Source organism: Noviherbaspirillum sp. (assembly GCF_035944575.1).
Classification (GTDB): domain Bacteria; phylum Pseudomonadota; class Gammaproteobacteria; order Burkholderiales; family Burkholderiaceae_D; genus Noviherbaspirillum.
The window spans coordinates 1-8,436 of the sequence record NZ_DASZBA010000106.1 but is presented as its reverse complement, the minus strand read 5'-3'; the positions used below and the strand labels follow the sequence as shown (position 1 = coordinate 8,436).

At 59.2% G+C, this 8,436-nt stretch carries 8 protein-coding genes; all 8 read left to right on the top strand.

Annotated elements, in window-relative coordinates:
* The coding region (locus VGU61_RS06720; protein WP_326858335.1) for a sugar transferase at positions 1 to 464 on the top strand (464 nt) is incomplete at its 5' end.
* A 284-nt stretch (positions 465 to 748) separates the two neighbouring features.
* Positions 749 to 1,213: a VanZ family protein gene (locus tag VGU61_RS06715; protein WP_326858334.1), complete on the top strand. Its 465-nt coding sequence runs from the start codon at positions 749 to 751 to the stop codon at positions 1,211 to 1,213.
* 16 nt (positions 1,214 to 1,229) lie between these two features.
* Complete coding sequence (gene galU / locus VGU61_RS06710) at positions 1,230 to 2,132, top strand: UTP--glucose-1-phosphate uridylyltransferase GalU (RefSeq protein WP_326858333.1); 903 nt, start codon at positions 1,230 to 1,232, stop codon at positions 2,130 to 2,132.
* Positions 2,133 to 2,167: 35 nt separating this feature from the next.
* The gene (gene gmd, locus VGU61_RS06705) at positions 2,168 to 3,337 is read left to right on the top strand and encodes a GDP-mannose 4,6-dehydratase (protein WP_326858332.1); all 1,170 of its coding nucleotides are present in this window, start codon (positions 2,168 to 2,170) and stop codon (positions 3,335 to 3,337) included.
* 109 nt (positions 3,338 to 3,446) lie between these two features.
* Positions 3,447 to 4,478: a GDP-L-fucose synthase gene (fcl, locus tag VGU61_RS06700; RefSeq protein ID WP_326858331.1), complete on the top strand. Its 1,032-nt coding sequence runs from the start codon at positions 3,447 to 3,449 to the stop codon at positions 4,476 to 4,478.
* A 56-nt stretch (positions 4,479 to 4,534) separates the two neighbouring features.
* Positions 4,535 to 6,049 (top strand): lipopolysaccharide biosynthesis protein, encoded by a 1,515-nt coding sequence (locus tag VGU61_RS06695; protein ID WP_326858330.1) that lies wholly within the window; start codon positions 4,535 to 4,537, stop codon positions 6,047 to 6,049.
* A gap of 73 nt (positions 6,050 to 6,122) precedes the next feature.
* Positions 6,123 to 7,559 carry an O-antigen ligase family protein gene (locus VGU61_RS06690; RefSeq protein WP_326858329.1) on the top strand — a complete coding sequence of 479 codons (1,437 nt, stop codon included), beginning with the start codon at positions 6,123 to 6,125 and terminating at the stop codon, positions 7,557 to 7,559.
* Positions 7,556 to 8,436 (top strand): glycosyltransferase family 2 protein (locus tag VGU61_RS06685; protein ID WP_326858328.1); only part of this gene is annotated, 881 nt, incomplete at its 3' end. The genes VGU61_RS06690 and VGU61_RS06685, both read left to right, overlap by 4 nt.

The window sequence follows — 8,436 nt, the reverse complement described above, 5'->3', positions numbered from 1 at the left end:
AGCAGCCGCGGCTCGGGCTGAACGGCAAGAAGTTCAACGTCTACAAATTCCGATCGATGAAGATGCACCAGGAGCACGGTGTCGTGAAGCAGGCTACGAAAGACGATCCACGCATCACGCCGATCGGCGCCTTCCTGCGCCGCACCAGCCTTGACGAGTTGCCGCAGTTTATCAACGTGTTGCTGGGCGACATGTCTGTGGTTGGTCCGCGCCCGCATGCGCTGCAGCACAACGAGATGTACAAGGATCTGCTTGAGATGTACATGCTGCGCCATCGCGTAAAACCGGGCATCACGGGCTGGGCGCAAATCCATGGTCACCGTGGTGAAACCGATACCGTAGACAAGATGGCAAAGCGCGTTCAATTCGACCTTCATTACATCCAGAACTGGTCGCTGTGGATGGACATCCGCATCATCATCTGGACCGCTTTCAAAGGCTGGACTGGAAAGAATGCGTACTAACGGAATACATCCGGCATGCACGCCATATCACTGCCTTCCCTAGTCTCGCGGGAGTCATCTTCGCGTTCATGCAATGCATCGGCGCGAAGATGAAACGGCAGCCGATATTGAGTGCGCATTCGCACAGCCGAATTTCAAACTAACTTACGCAAACGCAATTTCTCCTTCGCGACACAGGCGTAACCTCAATCAATAGATTGCCATGTGGGATGCAAGGCGGCATCCGGCGAAGCATTCATCCATTCGCCGAACACGATAGGCAAAGACAGGCATCCAGATCGACTATGCAGAAAACGAACAAGACATCGTTGCACGACCTCATCACTCCGAAGCGCTGCCTGCTGGCCGCCTTCCTTTTCTTCCTTCTCATGGTGTGCGTCGGCGCGATTCCCGGCAAGGCGATGGCGGCGTCCAACGTGGTGTCGGACAAGCTGCTGCATTTCACCGCCTACTCCATTCTCAGCGTTCTTTTGTATTGCGGCATGAACGGTACCCGACTCAACCGGGGACTGCGCACCTTCCTGCTGATCGGTGTGCTGGGCGGCCTCGACGAAGTGATCCAGTCCTTTCTCCCGTATCGCAATTTCAGCCGGCTTGACTGGGAAATCAACATGCTGGCGGCAGCGATCTGCGTGAGCTTCCTGATGTTGCTGCACCCGACCTATACCTCATTGGTGAAGTCGCGCAGGCAGGAAAAACGGGGCGAGCAGGCAAGAAGAACAGGCCCGTTCTCGAACGACAAATCCTAACAAGGAACAGATAACTATGCGAAAAATTACGAAAGCCGTTTTTCCTGTTGCCGGTCTCGGAACCCGCTTCCTGCCCGCGACGAAGGCGAGCCCGAAAGAAATGCTGCCGGTCGTGGACAAGCCGCTGATCCAGTACGCGGTGGAGGAAGCGATCGCTGCGGGCATCACCGAGATGATCTTCGTCACCGGCCGCAACAAGCGCGCGATCGAAGACCATTTCGATATGGCTTACGAACTCGAGGCCGAACTCGAAGCGCGCAACAAGGAGGCGCTTCTTCAAGTACTGCGCAGTGTGAAGCCGGACAACGTGTCCTGCTTTTATGTGCGCCAGGCCGAAGCGCTTGGTCTCGGACATGCGGTGCTGTGCGCCGAACGCATGGTGAATGATCAACCGTTCGCCGTCATCCTGGCGGATGACCTGCTGGACGGACAAGTGCCGGTCATGCGGCAGATGTGCGAACTGCATGAGCAGCTCGGCACCAGCATTCTCGGCGTGGAGCAGATTCCCCGCGAACAGAGCCGTTCCTATGGCGTAGTGGCAGGCAGCGCGTTCAACGACCGCCTGATCAAACTCACCGGCATCGTAGAAAAGCCGGCTCCGGAGAACGCGCCATCCAACCTCGGCGTGGTGGGACGCTATGTCCTCACACCGGCAATTTTCAGCCACTTGCGGCGGCTGCAGCCGGGCGCGGGCGGCGAGCTGCAACTGACCGACGGCATAGCCGCGCTGATGGCGGATGAACCTGTTCTCGCTTACCGGTTCGACGGCGTCCGCTACGACTGCGGCAGCAAGCTCGGCTATCTGCAGGCGATGGTGCACTTCGCCTTGCGCCATCCCGAAGTAAAGGAAAAGTTTGGCGAGTACCTGCGCGATCTCCGGCTCGGCCAGGCGGAAGCGGCGGAAGCGCTGGCCGGCTGACCCGCTCATCGACAGCAGCCAGGAAAGCAGCAGGCATGACCAAAGAACCTCAACTACCGGCGAATTTCATGAACATGGTACAGAGCAAACCCAAGGTGGCGCTGATCACCGGCATCAGCGGCCAGGACGGTGCCTATCTGGCGGAGCTGCTGCTGGGAAAGGGTTATATCGTTCACGGCATCAAGCGCCGCACCTCGCGCTTCAACACGGACCGCATCGACCATTTGTATCAGGGCCCGCAGGAGGATGATCGTCGCTTCATCCTGTATCACGGCGATATGACGGATTCATCTTCACTGATGCGTATCGTTCAACAGGTTCAGCCGGACGAGATCTATAACCTCGCGGCCCAGAGCCACGTGGCGGTGTCATTCGAGGAGCCGGAATATACGGCGAGCTGCGATGCCCTCGGCCCGCTGCGCCTCCTCGAAACGGTGCGACAACTGGGAATGGAAAAGAAGACTCGCTTCTACCAGGCATCGACCTGTGAAATGTTCGGGCAGTCGGCATTTGCAATGCAGAACGAGGACACCCCATTCCGCCCGCGCAGTCCGTATGCGATTGCAAAACTGTACGCCTACTGGATGACCGTCAACTATCGCGAAGCCTATGGCATATACGCCTGCAACGGCATCCTGTTCAACCACGAATCACCGTTGCGCGGGGAAACGTTTGTTACGCGCAAGGTGACCCGCGGCCTGGCCCGCATTGTGCTCGGACTGCAGGATTGCATCTATCTCGGCAATCTGAATGCCATGCGCGACTGGGGCCATGCGCGTGACTATGTGGAAATGCAGTGGCGCATGCTGCAGCAAGACCAGCCGGAAGATTTCGTCATCGCCTCCGGCGTGCAGCGCAGCGTTCGTGACTTCGTCACGGCTGCCGCCACCGAAATCGGACTCGGTCTTCGCTGGGAAGGCGAGGGGCTGGAGGAGACGGCGATCGTGACGGATACAGGAGTCCATGCCGGCGTAGCGCGCGGCCAGACCATCGTCCGTGTGGACCCGCGATATTTCCGGCCGACCGAGGTCGACAGCCTGTTGGGTGATGCCAGACGGGCACGTGAAAAGCTTGGTTGGGCGCCGGCCACCACTTTCGATCAGCTCGTGAAGGAAATGGTGCAGGCCGACCTGCAGGCGGCGATCAAGGAAGGACCGCTTCAGCAGCACGACCACGCGCACTACGGTTACATCGAGCAAGGCTGACGGGCCGGGAGCGAGCCCTCAAGTACATATCTTTTTTTGCAGCGGCAATTCATCCGGGACGCGGATTCATCGCGCACCGGCTTTGCCAACATTACGCACAGAGGAAATAATGCAAAACAACAATCGCAACAAGCGCAACAAGCGCATCTTCGTCGCCGGCCATCGTGGCCTGGTCGGTTCGGCCATCGTACGCGCACTGAAAAAGCGCGGGTACCATAACATTCTCACCCGCACGCACGCGGAGCTCGATTTGATCGATCAGGCCGCGGTACGCGCATTCTTCGAACGCGAACAGATCGACGAAGTCTATATGGCTGCGGCGCGTGTCGGCGGCATTCATGCGAACAACACCTATCCGGCAGAATTCATCTACGACAACATGATGGTCCAGTCGAACGTGATCCACGAAGCATGGCGCAGCGGCGTGCAGAAGTTGCTGTTCCTCGGTTCATCATGCATCTATCCTCGCCTGTCGGAACAGCCGATCAAGGAGGAATACCTCATGAGCGGTTCGCTGGAGCCTACCAATGAACCCTACGCAATCGCCAAGATCGCCGGCATCAAAATGTGCGAGAGCTACAACCGCCAGTACGGAACGGATTTCCGCAGCGTCATGCCGACCAACCTGTACGGTCCCGGCGACAACTATCATCCGGAGAACAGCCACGTGATCCCGGCGCTGATCCGCCGCTTCCATGAAGCGAAAATCAAAGGTGCCGAGAAGGTGACCATCTGGGGCACGGGCACGCCGCGCCGTGAGTTCCTCTTCGTCGACGATATGGCCGATGCCAGCGTTCACGTGATGGAACTTGACCGTGCGAAATACGAAAAGCACACCACCCCGATGTTGTCACATATCAATGTAGGCACAGGCGAGGACGTCACAATACGTGAGGTTGCAGAAATCATCAGAAAGGTCGTCGGCTTCAAGGGCGACATCGAGTTCGATACCAGCAAGCCTGACGGCACGCCGCGCAAGCTGATGGACAACTCCAAGCTGCTGTCGCTCGGATGGCATCCGGGCATGCGGCTCGGTGAAGGAATCAAGGAGACGTATGCGCACTTCGTGACAGACGTCGCCGAGAAGGAAGCAGCCGCGGAAGCCGGGGTTCGTCCGCACGGCCTGCTGGCAAGCGCATAACCGCATCAATCAACGTCGGCTTGTAATGACTCGACACATGCAGGCCAATCATCGTCATGGATAAAAAAAGCAGTCTAGCGAGCAAGGGCATTTCCGCCGTATTCTGGGGTGGGTTCGGCTCGGCGCTGCGCGCCCTCCTCCAGATCGGCGCGCAGATTGTCCTCGCACGTCTTCTCGGCCCGGTCGAGTACGGCATTTTCGCGATGGCGACCATCGTCCTCAGCTTCACCAACTTCTTTTCCGATATCGGGATTTCATACGGCCTGATTCAAAAGAAGGAAATCACGCCGGACGATATCCGCTATGTGTTCACCTGGCAGCTGATTCTCGGCTTCATTGTGTCGCTGGCGGTATTTCTCCTCGCCCAGCCGCTGGCGGGATTCTTCAACGAACCACGGCTGATCGATGTCATCCAGGTGGCTTCGGTGATCTGCTTCCTGAATGCCATTTCCTCGCCATCGATGAACCTGCTCAAGCGCGAGCTCGATTTCAAATCGATCCAGATCGCATCCTTCGCCAGCTATGTCGTCGGTTTCGTAGTGGTGGGCATCCCGATGGCGATGGCCGGCATGCAGGTATGGGCCTTGATCGCCGCCTACATCGTCAACGTGGTGCTGAATCTCGCCATGCTGTATTCGAAATCGCGCCACCCCGTCGGCATCGTCCTGCGCCAGGGCGGCGATGGCGACCTGCTCGGCTACGGCGCCAAGGTGTTTGCGACCAACATCGTCAACTGGCTGATCGGCAATATCGACCGCGTCATCATCGGTCGCATGTTCTCGGCGGCGCAGACCGGTTTCTACTCGCTGTCCTATAACCTGCTTTCCAGCCCGACCATCACCATCATCGGCGTGATCCAGGGCGCGCTGTTTTCGACAAGTGCGCGGGTGCAGGATGACCGCGACCGTTTGCGCCGCGCCCTGCTGACGATGATCGGCGCGGTGACGCTGCTGCTGTTCCCGGTGTTCTTCGGCATCGCCGCAGCGTCGGAAACCATTCTTCACAGCCTGTACGGCAGTTCGTGGCTGGAAGCGACCGGATTGTTGCAGCCGATCGCATTGGCAATGCCGCTCTATTTGCTGCTGGGCATGGCAACGCCGTTGCTCTGGGTCGCCGGCCGTACCAAGACGGAGTTCCTGATCCAGATCCCGATCGCCATCGTCTTCGCGCTGGCCGCCGGATTGGCCGCCGCCTTTTCGCTGGAAGCGGTGGCATGGACGGTCTTCGGCATGTACTTCATCCGTGCCGCATCCATCCTCGGCGTGACTTGCCGTGCCCTCGAGATCAGCATGCGCCGCGTTGCCAGGGCGATGACGGGCGGTTTGATCACCACGGTGATCACCACCGGCCTCATCCTCGCCGCCGATTCGACCGCGCGGCAGATGACGGGAGTCCCGGCGCTGTGGCTGGCGGCCGATATGGCGGCAGGTGCGCTCGGCATGGCTGCGTCGCTCTGGCTGTTCCCAAGCCTGATCAACCGGCACGTTGCCCAGCTCTTCGAGAAGATCGCCATGCGCCTGCCATCACGCGCCGGCGGGATGCTGCAGAAATTCATTTACCGGGCTGGTTGACCGATCTGGTCAACCGCAACGGCGAACGGACTGAAAAGGTCGAACAGACCAGAAAAGCAAAAGGGGAAAACGAGTGAACGAAATCATTTCCATGCTCACCGCGGGCGTCGGCGCCCTGATCTTCGGGATTGTCGGCATCTTTGCCTTCGGATGGCTGCTGCTGGTGCAGAAGCGGCTGCGCAGATGGACGATCGCCATGATATTTCCGATCCTCATCGCCGCCATCGGGATCGGCGCCATCCTGTCCGGGCGCGACTTCACCGCCGAAGCCTCGGATGCGGTCAAGACCGAAGTCGGCTCCGGCATGCTGGTCTGGTTCTTCCGTCTCACCACCATCGGCATCCTGGGCATTTGCATGGCGCGGCTGGTGTCGGTATCGCAAAGTCTGGAAAACCGCGGCAGGGAAGGACGGGGCCTGTTCTTCGCTTTCGTCTTCTTTTACGTCACCAACCTGGTCATCAATAACATACTGGGCACAGATCCGGTCTTCCATGACCGATACCTGCCCGCGATCATCATCTTTACCGCGATCTACTTCAGCCGCGGCCAGGACCGCAACACCGCGGTGGACGCCACAAAGGTCGGCCTGCTGTTTTTCATGGTCGGCAGCTGCGCGCTTGCCGTGGTAAAGCCGAACCTGGCGCTGCAAACCGGTTACGACATGGGTTACCTGCCCGGCCTGAACATTCGCCTGTGGGGTATCGGGTCGAACCCGAACAGCCTCGGGCCGCTGGCCGTGATCTTCCTGCTGCTGCTCACGTTCCGGCCCTTCCGCATGCGCTGGCTGCAGATCCTGGCTATCGGCGCTGGCCTGGTCACCCTGGTCCTTACCCAGTCGAAGACCGCGTGGATCGCCGCCCTAATCGCCTTCTTCATCGTCTGGTGGACACGCTCGATCAGCTCGCCGGCCAATCCACGGCAGCGCAACATTTCGTATTACTCGCCGCGCAACTTCGCCGCGCCGATGGTGGTGTGCCTAATGGCGCTTGGCCTGATTTTCGTCTACGGCATATTGATGGCATTCGACCAGGAAGTTGCGGTGATCGACCGCGATCTGCAGGTTTCGTCGCTCACCGGCCGAACCCAGATCTGGGAAGCGGCGATCGGTGCATGGCAAACGAATCCATTGTTCGGTTACGGTTCGAATGTGTGGGGCCCGGAATTCCGTAAATCCATCGGTATCGATGCGGCACTGAGCGCGCACAGCCAGTTCATGCAGTCGCTCTCCGAAGCCGGCCTCGTCGGCCTGCTGGGGCTGTTGATCTACATGACCGCGCTGTTCGCTCGCGCCTATACGACCAATGCAGAAACCCGAGGCATGTCGCTTGCGTTGTTCTCGATCGTGTTCGTGCGTTCCATCAGCGAGACACCGCTCGATCTGACGAATATTTTCGGCGCCGACTTCCTCATTCACTTGCTGCTGTTCCGGGTGGTGCTGGTGCACACCTACGCGCCGGTCAGGGTACCGCAGCCGCAACTGCAACCGCAGCTCCAGTGGAGCAAGACATGATTGCGAAGCCCCTGCCCTCCATCTCCGTCGTCGTTCCTTTGTACAACAAGGGTGAGTACGTGGAAGAGGCAATTTCATCGGCGCTGGCCGCGCAGGGCGTCCGCGAAGTGATCGTCATCGACGACGAGTCGACCGATGACGGCCCGGAGCGCGTCGCCCGGATGAGCGATCCGCGCATCCGGCTGATACGGCAAAAGAACCAGGGCGTGTCTGCGGCCAGAAACCACGGTATCCATGAAGCACAGGGCGACTTCATCGCCTTTCTGGATGCCGATGACTGCTGGCTGCCCGAGTACATTCCAACCATCATCAGGCTGATACGCGCTCACCCGGAAGCCGGCATGTTCGCGACGCGGTATTACAGCTTCTCGGAAGAAGGGCAGAAGGAAGTCTCGTCCTTGCCCCAAGGCGTATCCGAAGCCAGGGAGGGAGAACCGCAACTGGTAACGCGATTTTTCGAATCGTGGGCAACCGGCAACTTCTTCTTTACCTGTTCGGTGGTGATTCCGCGCCGCATATTTTTCGAGCACGACATCTTCTTCCCGCTTAACGAAAGCCTTGGCGAGGACCAGGATGTCTGGTTCCAGGTCGCGGAACGCTATCCGGTCGCCTACTGCGCCAGTCCGCTCGTCGGTTATCGCATCGGCGCCTTCCCCAGCCTGAGCAAGGCAGCGACCGGCACCGAGCTTCCACCGTTCATCCGGCGCCTGAAGGAACGCTTCGACAGCAACCGCATTCCGGCGCAACATCGCAAGGGCGTTTCGCATCTTCTCGGACGGCACCAGCTGATACTCGCGATGAAGCACATGCGCTTTCGCGGATGGGCAGACGGCATCGCGCTGCTGTTCGACCGCTTCAGCATCCAGGCGCCAAAGAT